This is a genomic window from Streptomyces sp. NPDC102270, assembly GCF_044766405.1.
Taxonomy (GTDB): domain Bacteria; phylum Actinomycetota; class Actinomycetes; order Streptomycetales; family Streptomycetaceae; genus Streptomyces.
Genome location: NZ_JBIWLX010000005.1, coordinates 272,130 through 288,044, shown reverse-complemented (window position 1 = coordinate 288,044; position 15,915 = coordinate 272,130). Strand labels below are relative to the sequence as shown.

Genomic DNA, 15,915 nt, shown 5'->3' with positions numbered 1-15,915 from the left:
CATCCGGACCTGCACAAGCCCTGCTCCGAAGACCCACGGCGGTGCTCCCCTTCATACGTGCACATTCGGGACAGTGCGGCACCATCCCCCGATCTTGTGGAGCAGTCCGCGGCACTTCCCCTCAGCGCGCATCGTTACCATGCGTGGACGCACATTCCGACGACCACTGACGACGAGGGACGGGCGAGCGCGTGGCCGAGGCGGCAGACTTCCAGGGGACGAGTCCCTCACCTGCCCGCCGCTTGCTGCGGCGTACCGGGACCCTGCTCGCGGCGGCCCCTCTGCTGGCCGGCCTGTGCCAGGTTTCCGCCGCGGCGCCCGCTGAGGCAGCCGCCGCCTCCGGATCCGTGTCCGTCGCGATCGACACACTCAGCCCCAGCGTGCCTACGGACGGTGACACGATCACCGTGTCGGGGACGGTGACCAACAACGCAAAGCAGGCCGTCACAGCCGCCCATGTGGGGCTGCAGGTGGGCCCGGAGGTGAACACCCGCTCGTCGATCGACGCCGTCACCGAGGACGGGGACTCGCTGCAGGGGGCGACGGGGTCCGAGGTCGGCGGGAAGTATGTGGCGAAGTTCGCGAAGCTGACGCCCGGGGTGGCCGAACCCTTCTCCATCTCCGTACCGGTCGACGAGCTGAACCTCGGTGACCCTGGCGTCTATCAGTTCGCCGTCTCCCTCTCGGGCGAGACCTCCGCACAGTCGTGGGACCAGCCGCTCGGCATCCAGCGGACCTTCCTGCCCTGGCAGCCCGACGAGCCGGACACGAAGACGAAGACGACCTTCCTGTGGCCGCTGATCTCCACCGTGCACATGACGGCGGAGACCGGCTCGAACGCACAGCAGACCCCGGTCTTCCTCGACGACGACCTCGCCGAGGAGATCTCGGCGGGCGGCCGACTGGACCAGATGCTGACGCTGGGCGAGAACCTGGATGTCACGTGGGTGATCGACCCGGACCTGCTGGCGTCCGTCGACGCGATGACCCGCAGCTACCGGATCCAGGGCGAGGGCGACACCACCACCGCGGGCACCCACCAGGCCCTCGCCAAACAGTGGTTGGCCAAGCTGCAGAAGGCCGTTGAGGACAAGGAGGTCGTCGTGCTTCCGTTCGCCGATCCCGACCTCGCCTCGCTGGCCCACAACGGCACGAGCGTCACCGGCTCGCTCAGTCATCTCGACGAGGCCACCGACGTCGCGGCCACCACGGTGAGGACCGTGCTCCACGTGACGCCGAGCACCGACTTCGCCTGGCCCGTGAACGGCGCGGTGGACCCGTCGATCGTCAAGGTCGCCACCTCCGCCGGAGCCGACAAGGTGATCGCCCGCAGCGACAGCCTGCAGGAGACCGCCGGACTGTCGTACACGCCGTCCGCGGCCCGCCCCATCGGCGGCGGCACCACGGCGGTCGTCGCGGACGCGCGGCTGTCCACCGCGTTCCAGGGCGATCTGACGAAGGCCTCCTCCACCACACTCGCCGTCCAGCGGTTCCTCGCCCAGAGCCTCACTCTCGACCTCCAGACGGACAAGCAGCGCAGCATCGTCGTCGCCCCGCAGCGCATGCCCACGGCGAGCCAGGCCGACGCCATGGCCGAAGCGATCACCGCGCTGCAGGCCGGGAACTGGTCACAGACCCAGAAGCTCACGGCGGCGGCCGCGGCCAAGCCCGACCCCGGGGCGACCACCAAGGTGCCCGCCGCATCCGCCTACCCTTCCTCGCTGCGCAGGCAGGAGCTGCCGAAGTGGGCCTTCCAGCAGATCGCGAGCACACAGAACAAGCTCGACAACTTCAAGGTGATCCTTTCCGACCAGTCCCGTGTCGTGACACCCTTCGGACTGGCCCTGAACCGCGAGATGTCCACATCGTGGCGGGGCCGGTCCACCGAGGCGAGCGGCTTCCGCACGGACGTCGAGGCCTACCTCGACGACCTGACCTCCCAGGTGAGCCTGATCGAAAAGTCGGAGACCAAGCTCTCCGGCCGCAGCGCCACGATCCCCGTGACGGTCCAGAACAACCTGGTGCAGGGCGTGAAACACCTGAGGCTGCGGCTGACGTCGCTGAGCCCGAACCGGCTCGAGATCGGCGGCTCCTCCTACTACGAGCAGCCGGTCGAGGTCTCGGGCGGCCACAGCCAGACGGTGAAGTTCACCACGACGGCCAACGCCAACGGCAAGGCCTCGGTGATCGCCCAGTTGTACACGGAGGACGGTCAGCCGTACGGCGAGGCCGTCAGGTTCGACGTGAAGGTCACCGAGTTCACGGCCACCGTCATGCTGGTCATCGGCGGCGGTGTCCTGCTGCTGGTGCTGGCAGGATTCCGGATGTACACCCAGCGCAAGCGCGCGGCGGCCCGTGAGGCGGACCAGAACGGCCCGGACGACGAGGCGGGCGAAGCCGTGGACGGCCCGGAGAACCCGGAAGGCCCACAGGACCGTCTCAAGGGCGAGACCGGCACCGGGCCCGGGGCCAACGACTCCGAGCAGCCGAGTGACCTGACAGCGGACACCGCAGCGGAAAGCGCCGACCCGTCCGGCACGGGTGAGAGAGTGGACCGTTGAGGATGTCGTGGCCGGTGGGCCCGGGACGATGAGGTGGGGTAACCATGAACGCGCCGTACGACGGTGATCGCGGTCAGGGCGCGGACAGCTCGGGTCACTCCGAGGGGCCGCCGCCCGAGCATGGCCAGGTGCCGCCGCAGGCTCCCGCGGACATGTATCTCCAGGACGCCTACGAGCAGGACCCCTACCGGGCACAGGACCTCCATGCCCAGGATCCGGTCGCCGAGGCCCTCTACGACCGTGCCGCTCATCCCCCGCCGCCCCCCGGCACCCATCAGCCCCAGCAGCCGTTGTACTCCCAGCCTCCCCAGTCTCCTTACGCCCCGGACCCGAACGTCTGGGCGCAGACGCCGGCGCCCGAGCCAGAGGGCCCGACGCAGTACCTGCCGTACGGCGACGACCCCCGCACCACCCAGTTCGTGGGAGTCGACGACCTGGTGAGCCAGGCCGGCGAAGAACGCCACGAGCCGGATGCGTTCGCGCATCTCTTCCGCGACCAGCAGCAACGTGGTGGCCGCCCGACGGATCCCCCGTCGGTGCCGGCGCCGGGCGGACCGTCACCGACACCGCAGTTCCAGACTCCCGCGGCACCTGCCCCCTCGGCCGACGAGACGATGAATCTCGGTACCGCGTCGGCTGTGGCGCAGGCGGCCCCCGCCGCCCCCGCGAAGCAGGGCGGCAAGGCAGGCGGTCTGCTGAAGTCGAGCGCCGTGATGGCGGCCGGCACGATGGTCTCGCGGCTGACCGGCTTCATCCGCTCGGCGCTGATCGTGTCGGCACTCGGCACCGCCTTCCTGGGCGACTCCTTCCAGGTGGCCTACCAGCTGCCGACCATGATCTACATCCTCACCGTCGGCGGTGGTCTGAACTCCGTCTTCGTGCCGCAGCTCGTCCGCGCCATGAAGGAGGACGACGACGGTGGCGAGGCCTTCGCGAACCGGCTGCTGACGCTCGTCATGGTGGCTCTCGCCGCGCTCACCGTGCTCACGATGTTCGCGGCGCCGCTCCTGGTGCGTGCGCTGTCGGACTCCGTGGCGGCCAACCCCGCGGCCAACGACGTCGCCATCACCTTCACCCGCTACTTCCTGCCCTCCATCTTCTTCATGGGCATCCACGTGGTGATGGGACAGGTCCTCAACGCACGTGGCAAGTTCGGCGCGATGATGTGGACTCCGGTCCTCAACAACATCGTCATCATCGTGACGCTCGCGATGTTCCTGTGGGTGTACGGCACCGCCGGGCACTCCGGCATGACCGTCACGAACATCCCGCCGGAGGGACAGCGGCTGCTCGGCGTGGGCATCCTGCTCGGCCTTGTGGTGCAGGCCCTCGCGATGATCCCGTATCTGCGGGAGACCGGGTTTCGACCGCGGCTGCGCTTCGACTGGAAGGGCCACGGTCTCGGCAAGGCCGCGATGCTCGCGAAGTGGACCATCCTGTTCGTCCTCGCCAACCAGGCAGGCGCCCTGGTCGTCATCCAGCTCGCCACCGCGGCCGTCGCCGACACCAAGATCCCCGGCACCGGCTTCAGCGCCTACGCCAACGCCCAGCTCATCTGGGGCCTCCCGCAGGCCATCATCACCGTCTCGCTGATGGCGGCCCTGCTGCCGCGCATCTCCCGCTCAGCCGCGGAGGACGACGCCGGCGCGGTCCGCGACGACATCTCGCAGGGCCTGCGCACCACAGCGGTCGCCATCGTGCCCATCGCCTTCGGCTTCCTCGCCCTCGGCATCCCGATGTGCACGCTGATCTTCGGTGCTTCCAGCACCGGCGCCGCCACGAACATGGGGTACATGCTGATGGCCTTCGGCCTCGGCCTGATCCCCTATTCGGTCCAGTACGTCGTCCTGCGGGCCTTCTACGCCTACGAGGACACCCGGACGCCCTTCTACAACACCGTCATCGTGGCGGCCGTCAACGCCGCCGCCTCCGCCGCCTGTTACGCCCTGCTGCCGCCCCGCTGGGCCGTGGTCGGCATGGCCGCCTCCTACGGTCTCGCGTACGCGATCGGTGTCGGCGTCGCCTGGAACCGGCTGCGCAAGCGCCTCGGCGGCGACCTGGACGGCAACCGCGTCCTGCGGACCTACGCCCGGCTCTGCATCGCCTCGGTACCGGCGACAATCCTGAGCGGGGCGGCCTGTTACGGCATCGGTCACTCGCTCGGCCAGGGCGTCGTCGGATCGTTCGCCGCTCTGATCGCGGGTGGAGCGGTTCTGCTCGGGACCTTCTTCGTCGCCGCACGCAAGATGCGGATCGAGGAGCTGAACTCACTGGTCGGCATGGTCCGGGGGCGTCTGGGGCGCTGAGGCAGGGGTACGCGCACAACCATCGTCCGCCACCGTGTGTCGTGCATAGCGGCGGACTGTGGGCACAATTGGATTCTGCGTCGCACGGCGCGCAATGAATTGGGGAGGCAGGGAACGACGGTGGCGGAACGGAGCACGGCTGCCGTCGACGTGGCAGACACCAGCGGTGACAAACCGCTGACCGCCAAGGCGGACCAGTCCACGGCCGACGGCGTGGCCAAGAACCGGGAGCGGGACACGGAAGACGTCGAGGCACAGGGGAGTGGCGGGACCGAGAGCCTTGGCAAGGCGTCACCGCCGGAGTTGCACAGCGGCCACAAACTGGCCAGACGCTACCGTCTCGAGGAGTGCCTCACCCGTCTGGACGGCTTCAGCAGTTGGCGTGCCGTCGACGAGAAACTCCGTCGTGCCGTCGGCGTGCACATCCTGCCCGCCGACCATGCGCGGGCGCGCACCGTCCTGGCCGCGGCCCGTTCCTCCGCGCTGCTGGGCGACCCGCGCTTCGTCCAGGTCCTGGACGCCGTCGAGGAGAACGATCTCGTCTACGTCGTCCACGAGTGGCTGCCCGACGCCACCGAGCTGACCACCCTGCTCACCCCGGGCCCGCTGGAGGGGTACGACGCCTACCAGATGGTCACTCAGGTGGCGTCCGCCATGGCCGCGGCCCACCGTGAGGGGCTCGCGCATCTGCGGCTGAACCCGAACGCGGTCCTGCGCACGTCGAGCGGGCAGTGGCGCATCCGCGGCCTCGCCGTGAACGCCGCGCTGCGAGGCGTCACTTCCGAGTCTCCCCAGCGGACGGACACGGAGGCGATCGGCGCACTCCTGTACGCGGCGCTCACCCAGCGGTGGCCGTACGAGAACGACGCCTACGGTCTGGCCGGTCTGCCCAAGGACATCGGTCTCATCGCACCCGACCAGGTGCGGGCAGGTGTCCACCGCGGGCTGTCCGAGCTGTCCATGCGGGCGCTCGCCAACGACGGCGCCACCGCCTCCCGGCACGAGTCGGCGTGCACCACGCCCGAGGAACTGGTCAAGGCGATCGGTGAGATGCCCCGCATCCGCCCGCCGGAGCCGGCGTTCACGGCCCCGCCCGAGTACCAGCGCACCACGTACCAACAGGGCACGTACGGCCGCCCGGCAGCGCACCCCGGTGTCACCCAGCCCGTACCGCCCCCGCCACCGCCGCTGCAGAGCCGCACGGGCCGGGCCCTGAAGTGGGCGGTCTCCGCCCTCCTCATCGCCGCGCTGGGCCTGGGCAGTTGGCAGCTCGCGGACGCGCTGATGGACCGGGGCGGCAAGTCCGACGAGAACCAGACCCAGACGACCGACGACGGCGACAAGAGCCCCACCAAGGCGGCCAACACCCCGATCGCGATCGTCAAGGGGTACGACTTCGACCCGTTCGGCGACGGATCCGAGAAGCCGAACGACATAAAGAAGGCCTACGACAACGACACCTCGTCGTACTGGGAGACGAAGTTCTACGAGGGCGCCGACTTCGGGAACCTCAAGCCGGGTCTCGGGATAATTCTCGACCTCGGCAAGGTCCAGGACATCGGCAAGGTCACCGTCACGTTCAGGGGCGACACTTCTGTCGAACTGCGCGCCGCCTCCAGCGACGCGAGTTCCCGGCCGACCACCTTCGACGCCTACACCAAGGTCGCCGAGGGTTCCGGTACGGGTGTCCCGCTCAAGCCGGACAAGACCGTGAAGTCCCGCTACCTTCTGGTCTGGCTGACCAAGTTGCCCCTGACAGAGGAAGGCACCTACCGCGGCCGGGTGGCGGACATCAAGGTCACCAGTTAAGGCTGAGGAGGGGGTCCGATGGCAGATGACACCGCGTACGGCGACACCAGCGATCAGGACCTCCTGGCCCGTCATGTAGAGGGCGACCCCGACGCCTTCACCGAGCTCGTGCGGCGGCATCGGGATCGCCTTTGGGCCGTTGCCCTCCGCACGCTCGGGGACCGTGAGGAAGCCGCTGACGCCGTTCAGGACGCGCTGGTATCCGCCTACCGAGCCGCGCACACCTTCCGGGGGCAGTCGGCGGTCACCACCTGGCTGCACCGGATCACGGTGAACGCCTGCCTGGACCGGGCCAGAAAGGCAGCCTCCCGCAAGACATCCCCCGTGGACGACACCGAGCGCCTCGAGCAGCTCCTGGAACCGCACGAATCCGCCTCGGCGCCCGCGGAGCGCAACGACCTCCACCGCCAACTCGTGGAAGCCCTCGGCACCCTCCCGCCCGACCAGCGCGCCGCCCTCGTCCTCGTGGACATGCAGGGCTACCCCGTCGCCGAAGCCGCCCGCATGCTCGACGTGCCGACGGGGACGGTAAAGAGCCGCTGCGCCCGAGGCAGAGCCAGACTGCTCCCGCTTCTCACCCATCTGCGGCCGGAAAACGCCGGAGGCGGCAGAGAAGCGGGCGCTGGACGGAACCGGGCGCAGGGGACATCCGTCCCACCCGCAGCGGGACCTCCGTCAGGAGGCCCGCCAGATTCGGGATCAAGCGATTCAGCTGCAGTGAAGGGCGGAGGTGGGCGAGCGTGACTTCCTCGACAGACACAGCCGGGCACCCGGATGTCGCGGAGATCTCCGACCTCACCGAAGGCATCCTGTCCACGTCCAGGACAGCGGACGTACGCAGGCATTTGGACGAGTGCGAACTCTGCGCGGACGTTCACGCGTCGCTGGAGGAGATCCGCGGCCTGCTCGGCACGCTGCCGAGCCCGCCTCGCATGCCCGCTGACGTCGCCGGCAGGATCGACGCCGCCCTCGCCGCGGAGGCTCTGCTGCAGGCAACTGCTCCGGAGGCCGTGAACGCACCGGCACCGGTCGAGAGTACGCATGTTTCACGTGAAACATCACCCGTCTTCGACCGCCCCACAGGACATGCCCGTACGTCCACCACCGGTCCGGGCCGCAAGGACCGCAAGGACCGCAAGAAGAACGGACGCCGCAAGGTTGCCGTCCTCGGAGCGGTCTTCACCGTCGCCGCACTGGGATTCGGCTCCGTTCTGCTGTCGTCGTTGGACGACGGCAGGCCGACCGGCTCGGCACACGAACAGCCGACCACCTCAGCCGACACCTTCTCCGCGAGCGGCCTCAAGAAGCAGGTCTCGGACCTTCTCAGCGAGAAGAGTGCGAGCGGCGGGTCTCGGGCTCCGCACACCAGCATGGGCGCGGCGAGCATCCCCGGCTCCGAGGATCCCCGCACCCTCAGGACGCCCGAGGTTCCACCGTGCATCCAGAACGCCCTCCACACCAGCGACTCGCCACTCGCAACCAAGGACGGCGTCTACAAGGGCACGGACGCACTTCTCATCGTGCTGCGTGACCCCTCCGACAGCACCCGGGTCACCGCCTACATCGTGAATGCGACGTGCCTGAAGAACGCACCGACCGGCACTGCGAAGGTTCTGCTGAAGCGGTCGTACGCGCGTTCCTGAGCGGTCGCGCTTCGTCTTCGTCCTGCGTGGTAATCCGTACGGTGTGGCCTCTCCGTGTGCCCGGACACACCGGGAATGCGCGCCCCTTAGGATCCGTTGGGTGGGGTGAGAGTTCTGAGAGGGGCTCCACCGGTCCGACGACGCAGTCCAGAGACGAGGAACCAAGCCGTGAGCGACGTCCGTAACGTGATCATCATCGGATCCGGGCCCGCCGGCTACACGGCGGCGCTGTATACCGCGCGCGCGTCGCTGAAGCCGCTGGTGTTCGAGGGCGCCGTCACCGCCGGCGGTGCGCTGATGAACACCACCGAGGTGGAGAACTTCCCCGGCTTCCAGGACGGCATCATGGGCCCCGAGCTCATGGACAACATGCGTGCCCAGGCGGAGCGTTTCGGTGCCGAGCTCATTCCGGACGACGTCGTCAGCGTGGACCTGACCGGAGAGATCAAGGCCGTCACCGACACCTCGGGCACGGTCCACCGGGCGAAGGCCGTGATCGTCACCACCGGTTCGCAGCACCGCAAACTCGGCCTGCCGAACGAGGACGCCCTCTCCGGTCGCGGTGTCTCGTGGTGCGCCACCTGTGACGGCTTCTTCTTCAAGGACCAGGACATCGCCGTGATCGGCGGCGGTGACACGGCGATGGAGGAGGCCACCTTCCTCTCCCGCTTCGCCAAGTCCGTGACGATCGTCCACCGTCGCGGCACCCTGCGCGCCTCCAAGGCGATGCAGGAGCGCGCCTTCGCCGACCCGAAGATCAAGTTCGTGTGGGACAGCGAGGTCGCCGAGATCCAGGGCGACCCGAAGCTCTCGGGCCTGAAGCTGCGCAACCTCAAGACCGGCGAACTCTCGGACCTGGCGGTCACCGGCCTGTTCATCGCGATCGGCCACGACCCGCGCACCGAGCTCTTCAAGGGCCAGCTCGAACTGGACGGTGAGGGCTACCTGAAGGTGGAAGCGCCTTCGACCCGCACCAACCTGACCGGTGTCTTCGGCGCCGGTGACGTGGTCGACCACACCTACCGCCAGGCGATCACCGCGGCCGGCACCGGCTGCGCCGCCGCTCTCGACGCCGAGCGTTTCCTCGCCGCCCTCGCGGACGAAGAGAAGGCCGAGCCCGAGAAGACCGCTGTCTGACCCCCATCCCGCCCCACCGCACCAACCCAGTTAAGGAGCCCGCCGTGGCCGGCACCCTGAAGAACGTGACCGACGATTCCTTCGAGCAGGACGTCCTGAAGAGCGACAAGCCCGTCCTGGTGGACTTCTGGGCCGCCTGGTGCGGACCGTGCCGTCAGATCGCTCCGTCCCTTGAGGCGATCGCCGCCGAGTACGGCGACAAGATCGAGGTCGTCAAGCTGAACATCGACGAGAACCCGGGTACGGCCGCCAAGTACGGCGTCATGTCCATCCCGACGCTGAACGTCTACCAGGGTGGCGAGGTCGCCAAGACCATCGTCGGTGCCAAGCCGAAGGCCGCGATCGTCCGCGACCTCGAGGACTTCATCGCCGAGTGATGTTTCACGTGAAACACGATGGGGCCGGCCCGAAAGGGCCGGCCCCATCGCATCACAGGGGGCGTAGCGCCGGTTCCTTCTGTACGGCCCCCAGAAGCCGGTCCAGTGCCATCTCCACGTCTTCTTTCCAGGAGAGTGTGGTGCGCAGCTCCAGCCTCAGCCTCGGATACGTGGGATGGGGTCTGACCGTCTTGAAGCCCACCGCAAGGAGATGGTCTGCGGGAAGCAGACAGGCGGGTTCTTTCCACCGGGCATCGCCAAAGGCCTCGATGGCCTTGAAGCCCCGCCGCAGCAGGTCCTTGGCAACCGTCTGCACCATCACACGGCCCAGCCCCTGCCCCTGATAGCCCGGCATGATGAACGACGTCATCAACTGCACGGCGTCCGGAGAGACAGGGCTCGTGGGAAACGCCGTCGACCGAGGAACATACGCCGGAGGGGCGTAGAGGACGTAGCCGACCGGTACGTCGTCGACGTAGACGACCCGGCCGCACGATCCCCAGTCCAGGAGTACGGCGGAGATCCAGGCTTCTTTTTCCAGAGCGGCGGTTCCGGTCTTTACCGCGGCTTCTCCGCTGACGGGGTCCAACTCCCAGAAGACACACGAGCGGCAACGCTGGGGTAGGTCCGGAAGGTTGTCCAGCGTGAGCGGTACGAGCCGACGCCCCATGAAGGCTGTTCCTCGCTTCCTTCGCCCGCCGCGTCGCGGGCAGCCGTCAGAGCGCTCCGTTCCCTGAGCAGGCTACCGACGAATCCGCCGACCGCCCCCAGTCCCAGGCCCGCGCTCACCAGTCCGCTTCGGCTCATCGTTCGCATGGCCCCTGTCTCCCCTCAGAGGTACTGCCGGGTGGATGTGCCGCACCCAGTCGCATCGTATCCATCCAGAGATTCCATCGATACCGGCTGAAAGCAAAGAGCGGGCCGCGTTCCGGAACATACCGGACACGACCCGCTCTTCACGCTTCGCCTGGGCGGTGTCACCCTGCCGATCCTGACTAGCCTTCCGTCTCCTCGGCGTCGTCGTCCAACAGGCTCTTCTGCAGAACCGGTCCCTCACCGGGGGCGAGGGAGCTGAGGATGCGTTCGAGGTCCTCCATCGAGGCGAACTCGACGGTGATCTTGCCCTTCTTTTGCCCCAGGTCGACCTTCACCCGCGTCTCGAAACGATCCGAGAGACGAGTCGCGAGGTCACTCAGCGCCGGAGACACCCGGGCGCCGGCACGCGGCCCCTTGGAGCGCTGGGCGGTCTGCGGCCGCGACCCCATGAGGGTCACGATCTCCTCGACCGCACGCACCGACAGTCCCTCGGCCACGATCCGATGGGCCAACCGGTCCTGCTCCTCCGAGTCCTCGACGGAGAGCAGGGCACGGGCGTGTCCGGCCGAGAGCACTCCGGCCGCCACCCGGCGCTGCACTGCCGGCGAGAGCCTCAGCAGACGCAGGGTGTTGGATACCTGCGGGCGGGACCGGCCGATGCGGTCCGCCAGCTGGTCATGCGTGCAGTTGAAGTCCTTCAGCAACTGGTCGTAGGCAGCTGCCTCTTCCAGCGGGTTCAGCTGAGCACGGTGCAGGTTCTCCAGGAGGGCGTCCAGGAGAAGCTTGTCGTCGTCCGTAGCCCGCACGATCGCGGGGATGGCCTCCAGGCCGGCCTCACGGCTGGCCCGCCAGCGCCGCTCACCCATGATGAGCTCGTAGCGGGCGGGGCCGACCTGCCGTACAACGACCGGCTGGAGAAGCCCGACTTCCTTGATGGAAGTGACGAGCTCCTGGAGCGCGTCATCGTCGAAGACCTCACGCGGCTGGCGCGGGTTCGGCGTGATGGAGTCGAGGGGGAGCTCCGCGAAGTGGGCTCCGATGGGCGGCGGGGGCGTCTCCGGATAGCCGTTGACCGAGGGCATCTCGGTTTCATGTGAAACAGGCGGCAGCGTGGCCACCTTCGCCGCGGCCACCCCACGGTCGGTCGTCAGCACCGGAACGGACGTCGGAGACGCGGAACCAGCGCCTCCCATCGCCGCCGGGGTCGGCGTCTTCTCCGTCGGGGCAGCCGGGATCAGTGCGCCGAGACCACGACCCAAACCCCTCCGTCGCTCGCTCACTGGATCCCCTCCACCATGCTCGGATTGCTCTGTGCGCCGATGTGCGCCTGCGTCGGGTCATAGCTGACGCCGACGCCCTTCAGCGCGATCTCTCGTGCTGCTTCAAGGTAGGACAGGGCCCCACTCGATCCTGGATCGTAGGTCAGCACCGTCTGTCCATAGCTCGGCGCTTCGGAGATGCGGACCGAGCGGGGAATGCTCGTCCGCAGCACCTCGTCACCGAAGTGAGTGCGCACCTCATCCGCGACCTGGGACGCGAGGCGCGTCCGGCCGTCGTACATGGTGAGCAGGATGGTCGACACGTGCAAGGTGGGGTTGAGGTGGCCCCGCACCAGATCGACATTGCGCAGCAACTGTCCCAGGCCCTCCAGCGCGTAGTACTCGCACTGGATCGGGATGAGAACCTCCGCACCGGCCACGAGCGCATTGACCGTCAGCAGGCCGAGCGAGGGCGGGCAGTCGATGAGGATGTAGTCCAGGGGCTGCTCGTACGCCTGGATCGCGCGCTGCAGTCGGCTCTCACGGGCCACCAGTGACACCAGCTCGATCTCCGCACCGGCGAGATCGATGGTGGCCGGGGCACAGAAGAGACCTTCGACATCAGGGACGGGCTGGACGACCTCGGACAGCGGCCTGCTCTCGACCAGGACGTCATAGATGGACGGCACTTCCGCGTGATGGTCTATACCCAGAGCCGTGGACGCGTTGCCCTGAGGGTCGAGGTCGATGACCAGGACACGGCCGCCGTGCAGAGCCAGCGAAGCAGCAAGATTGACGGTCGTCGTCGTCTTGCCCACCCCGCCCTTCTGGTTGGCAACGACCATGATCCGGGTCTGCTCGGGCCGTGGCAGGCCCTCGCCGGCCCGGCCAAGAGCCTCTACCGCCAGTTGGGCAGCACGACCGATCGGAGTGTCGTCCATCGGGGGCGGTGTTTCACGTGAAACATCCTCCCCCATCGACTCGGTTCGGGGACCGGGGACCGGATCGGTCATCGGTCCCGCGATGTTGGCGTCGGACCGCAAGGATTCACTCTCCTCGACTTCAGGCTCGCAATGAACAGAGCCTCCCATGTCTTCGGGGGTGTGAACCAGTGAGGCCTGTTGTTCTGTGGAGAAATCCACCTCTGTGGACAACTCCGTTACCTCTCCGAGTGACCCGAGAGGCTTTCGGTCACGGGGTTCGGCCGCAGCGCGGCCCCGGCTGATGATGCCGTGCAGCAGTGAGCGACGTTTCACGTGAAACACGATGCAGGGCAGCAGTGCCCGTTCTGCCGCGACACTCCGGCATGCATAGGTTTGACAGCTTGTGTGGAGTACGTCTCGTCGTCAGGACGGGTCAGCGGCGTCGACGAGTACGACCGGTACGGGCCGCCTTGGCACGCTTGGCCGCGAACCGCACACCACCAGGACTCTCCCCGACCTCGACCCTCACCACCGTGGACAACGGATCGACCACGCCCTCACCCACATGCAGGATGGAGGTCCCCACAGCGCCGAGTTTGCTCAGGGCCGTACCTGCCGCCTTGAGTTCCTCCTCCGCGGTGTCGCCCTTGAGCGCGAGCATCTCTCCGTAGGGGCGCAACAGCGGAACCCCCCACGTCGCCAGCCGGTCCAGCGGGGCCACGGCCCGCGCCGTCACCACATGCACCGGGTTCAGCTTGCCCATGACCTCCTCGGCACGGCCCCGCACGACCGTCACATGGTCCAGGCCCAGCAGCTCCACGACCTCCGTCAGGAAGGTCGTGCGCCTCAGTAGCGGCTCGAGCAACGTGATCTTCAGATCCTCGCGGACGAGAGCCAGGGGAATGCCGGGCAGACCGGCACCGGAACCGACGTCGCACACCGTCACGCCCTCAGGAACGACCTCCGAGAGCACCGCGCAGTTCAGCAGATGCCGCTCCCACAGCCGGGGCACTTCGCGGGGGCCGATGAGACCGCGCTGCACACCCGCCTCGGCGAGCAGCTCGGCATACCGCACCGCGTCCTCGAAGCGATCGCCGAACACCTCGCGCGCCTGCTCGGGCGCGGGGGGAAGCTCCGCTGCCTCCGTCACGGGGAACCGTCCTTCCGTACCGCATCAGCGCACCGGGCGCTGATCATCAGAACTATCAGGCTGACAAAGTTCGGCCCCGCCTGCTCTACAGACGGGGCCGGAGGAACGTACGGACCGATCAGGCGGGAAGCACGACGACGAAGCGCTGTGGCTCCTCACCCTCCGACTCGCTGCGCAGCCCGGCGGCCTTGATCGCGTCGTGCACGACCTTGCGCTCGAACGGCGTCATCGGCTTGAGCTTCACAGACTCGCCGGTGCTCTTCACCTCGGCGGCGGCCTTGGCACCCAACTCAGAGAGCTCGGCCCGCTTCTTGGCCCGGTAACCGCCGATGTCCAGCATCAGCCGGCTGCGGTCCCCGGTCTCCCGGTGCACGGCAAGGCGGGTGAGCTCCTGCAGGGCCTCCAGCACCTCGCCGTCCCGACCGACCAGCTTCTGCAGGTCGCGGCTGGCCACGTCGCTGATGATCGAGACAGCGGCGCGGTCGGCCTCGACATCCATGTCGATGTCGCCGTCGAGATCAGCGATGTCGAGCAGACCCTCGAGGTAGTCCGCCGCGATCTCGCCTTCCTGCTCGAGGCGGGTCAGGGTGTCTGCACCCTCGGCAGCGGCGGAGGTGGTGCCTTCCGTCACGGGATGGACTCCTTCTTACTTCTTGGACGGGGACTTGGGCCGCTGCGGACCCTTGCGCTGTCCGGACTGGGCCTTGCTGCGGGTACCGCTGCCGGTCTGCTTCTTGGCGGGAGCAGCGGGCTTGGCGTCCTCGGGCTCGTCGGACTTGCTCAGTGAGATCGACTCCGACGACGGGTTGTCCTCGACTGCCTTCGAGCCGGCCGAAGCCGCACCCGACTGACGCTGGGACTTGCTCTGCCGCTTGGGCTGCTGACGCCTGGGAGCCGCCGCACTCGCCGTCGAACCGTCCTCGGTCTGGACCGCGGTCTGGGACTCGCTCTGCACGACCGAGCCGTCGGCCTGGGCCGCGAGGCCCGCCTTGTTCAGAGCGTTGATGAACTTGCGCTCGAACTCGTTGCGGTCGCGGCCCTTGGCGACGATCGCCTTGATGATGGTGCGCTCGCTGCGCTTGCGGGCCTTGCCGTGGCTCGTGACGTGCTTGGTGAGACGCTCCAGGTAGGCGGCCTGAGCCTTGGAACCCGGGGTCGGGTTGTTGTGGATGACGTACATCTGCTGGCCCATGGTCCACACGTTGGTGGTCAGCCAGTAGACGAGAACACCGACCGGGAAGTTGATGCCGAAGACGGCGAACATGACCGGGAAGACGTACATCAGCATCTTCTGCTGCTGCATGAACGGCGTCTTGACGGTGGTGTCGACGTTCTTGGTCATCAGCTGGCGCTGCGTGTAGAACTGCGACGCCGACATCATGACGATCATGACTGCGGTGACGACCCGTACATCGGTGACCGTGGCGCCCAGTGCCTGGACGGTGGCGGACCCGTCCTTGAACTTCGCGGCGAGGGGGGCGCCGAAGATGTGCGCCTTACGAGCGCTGGCCAGCAGCGACTCATTGATGACACCGATGGTGTCGCCCGTCGCGATGCCGTTGAGCACGTGATACAGGGCGAAGAAGAACGGGGACTGCGCCAGGATGGGAAGGCACGAGGAAAGCGGGTTGGTGCCCGTCTCCTTGTACAGCTTCATCATCTCTTCGGACTGACGCTGCTTGTCGTTCTTGTAGCGCTCCTGGATCTTCTTCATCTCGGGCTGGAGCGTCTGCATGGCCCGCGTCGACTTGATCTGCTTCACGAAGAGCGGGATCAGACAGATACGGATCAGGATCACGAGGGACACGATCGACAGGCCCCAGGCCCACCCGGTGTCAGGGCCGAAGATCTTGCCGTACACCGTGTGGAACTGAACGATGACCCAGGAGACGGGTGTCGTGATGAAGCTGAAAAGACTGGCAATCGTGTCCACT

The 15,915-nt window shown here is 67.7% G+C and carries 13 protein-coding genes; 7 read left to right on the top strand and 6 right to left on the bottom strand.

Annotation, left to right across the window (positions count from 1 at the left end):
* Positions 1 to 191: 191 nt before the first annotated feature.
* The 7 genes from ACIRP7_RS11620 to trxA all read left to right on the top strand — a co-directional run bounded on the left by ACIRP7_RS11620 (position 192) and on the right by trxA (position 9,833).
* Positions 192 to 2,561 carry a DUF6049 family protein gene (locus ACIRP7_RS11620; RefSeq protein ID WP_403656631.1) on the top strand — a complete coding sequence of 790 codons (2,370 nt, stop codon included), beginning with the start codon at positions 192 to 194 and terminating at the stop codon, positions 2,559 to 2,561.
* Between the two features lie 44 nt (positions 2,562 to 2,605).
* Entirely contained in the window at positions 2,606 to 4,867 is a 2,262-nt protein-coding gene (murJ, locus tag ACIRP7_RS11615) for a murein biosynthesis integral membrane protein MurJ (RefSeq protein WP_403656629.1), read from the top strand.
* Between the two features lie 120 nt (positions 4,868 to 4,987).
* The gene (locus ACIRP7_RS11610) at positions 4,988 to 6,676 is read left to right on the top strand and encodes a protein kinase family protein (RefSeq protein ID WP_403656627.1); all 1,689 of its coding nucleotides are present in this window, start codon (positions 4,988 to 4,990) and stop codon (positions 6,674 to 6,676) included.
* 18 nt (positions 6,677 to 6,694) lie between these two features.
* Positions 6,695 to 7,420: an RNA polymerase sigma factor SigM gene (gene sigM, locus ACIRP7_RS11605; RefSeq protein WP_352387186.1), complete on the top strand. Its 726-nt coding sequence runs from the start codon at positions 6,695 to 6,697 to the stop codon at positions 7,418 to 7,420.
* On the top strand, positions 7,417 to 8,319 hold the full coding sequence (locus ACIRP7_RS11600; protein ID WP_403656623.1) for a hypothetical protein: 903 nt from the start codon (positions 7,417 to 7,419) through the stop codon (positions 8,317 to 8,319). Before sigM ends, ACIRP7_RS11600 begins: the two co-directional genes overlap by 4 nt.
* 168 nt (positions 8,320 to 8,487) lie before the next feature.
* Positions 8,488 to 9,456, top strand: coding sequence for a thioredoxin-disulfide reductase (gene trxB, locus ACIRP7_RS11595; RefSeq protein WP_403656620.1), 969 nt, complete (start codon positions 8,488 to 8,490; stop codon positions 9,454 to 9,456).
* Between the two features lie 44 nt (positions 9,457 to 9,500).
* Positions 9,501 to 9,833 carry a thioredoxin gene (gene trxA / locus ACIRP7_RS11590; RefSeq protein WP_003991504.1) on the top strand — a complete coding sequence of 111 codons (333 nt, stop codon included), beginning with the start codon at positions 9,501 to 9,503 and terminating at the stop codon, positions 9,831 to 9,833.
* 52 nt (positions 9,834 to 9,885) lie between these two features.
* Here the strand turns inward: trxA and ACIRP7_RS11585 are convergent, their stop codons facing one another.
* From ACIRP7_RS11585 to yidC, 6 genes are all read right to left on the bottom strand, one after another.
* Positions 9,886 to 10,503: a GNAT family N-acetyltransferase gene (locus ACIRP7_RS11585; protein ID WP_403656617.1), complete on the bottom strand. Its 618-nt coding sequence runs from the start codon at positions 10,501 to 10,503 to the stop codon at positions 9,886 to 9,888.
* Positions 10,504 to 10,828: 325 nt separating this feature from the next.
* Positions 10,829 to 11,929, bottom strand: coding sequence for a ParB/RepB/Spo0J family partition protein (locus ACIRP7_RS11580; RefSeq protein WP_403656615.1), 1,101 nt, complete (start codon positions 11,927 to 11,929; stop codon positions 10,829 to 10,831).
* Positions 11,926 to 12,999, bottom strand: a complete 1,074-nt coding sequence (locus tag ACIRP7_RS11575) for a ParA family protein (protein ID WP_403657134.1) — start codon at positions 12,997 to 12,999, stop codon at positions 11,926 to 11,928. Before ACIRP7_RS11575 ends, ACIRP7_RS11580 begins: the two co-directional genes overlap by 4 nt.
* A 265-nt stretch (positions 13,000 to 13,264) precedes the next feature.
* On the bottom strand, positions 13,265 to 13,981 hold the full coding sequence (rsmG, locus tag ACIRP7_RS11570; RefSeq protein WP_352387195.1) for a 16S rRNA (guanine(527)-N(7))-methyltransferase RsmG: 717 nt from the start codon (positions 13,979 to 13,981) through the stop codon (positions 13,265 to 13,267).
* Between the two features lie 118 nt (positions 13,982 to 14,099).
* Positions 14,100 to 14,612, bottom strand: a complete 513-nt coding sequence (locus ACIRP7_RS11565) for a protein jag (RefSeq protein ID WP_393602252.1) — start codon at positions 14,610 to 14,612, stop codon at positions 14,100 to 14,102.
* Between the two features lie 15 nt (positions 14,613 to 14,627).
* Entirely contained in the window at positions 14,628 to 15,914 is a 1,287-nt protein-coding gene (gene yidC, locus ACIRP7_RS11560; protein WP_403656611.1) for a membrane protein insertase YidC, read from the bottom strand.
* Position 15,915 lies beyond the last annotated feature (1 nt).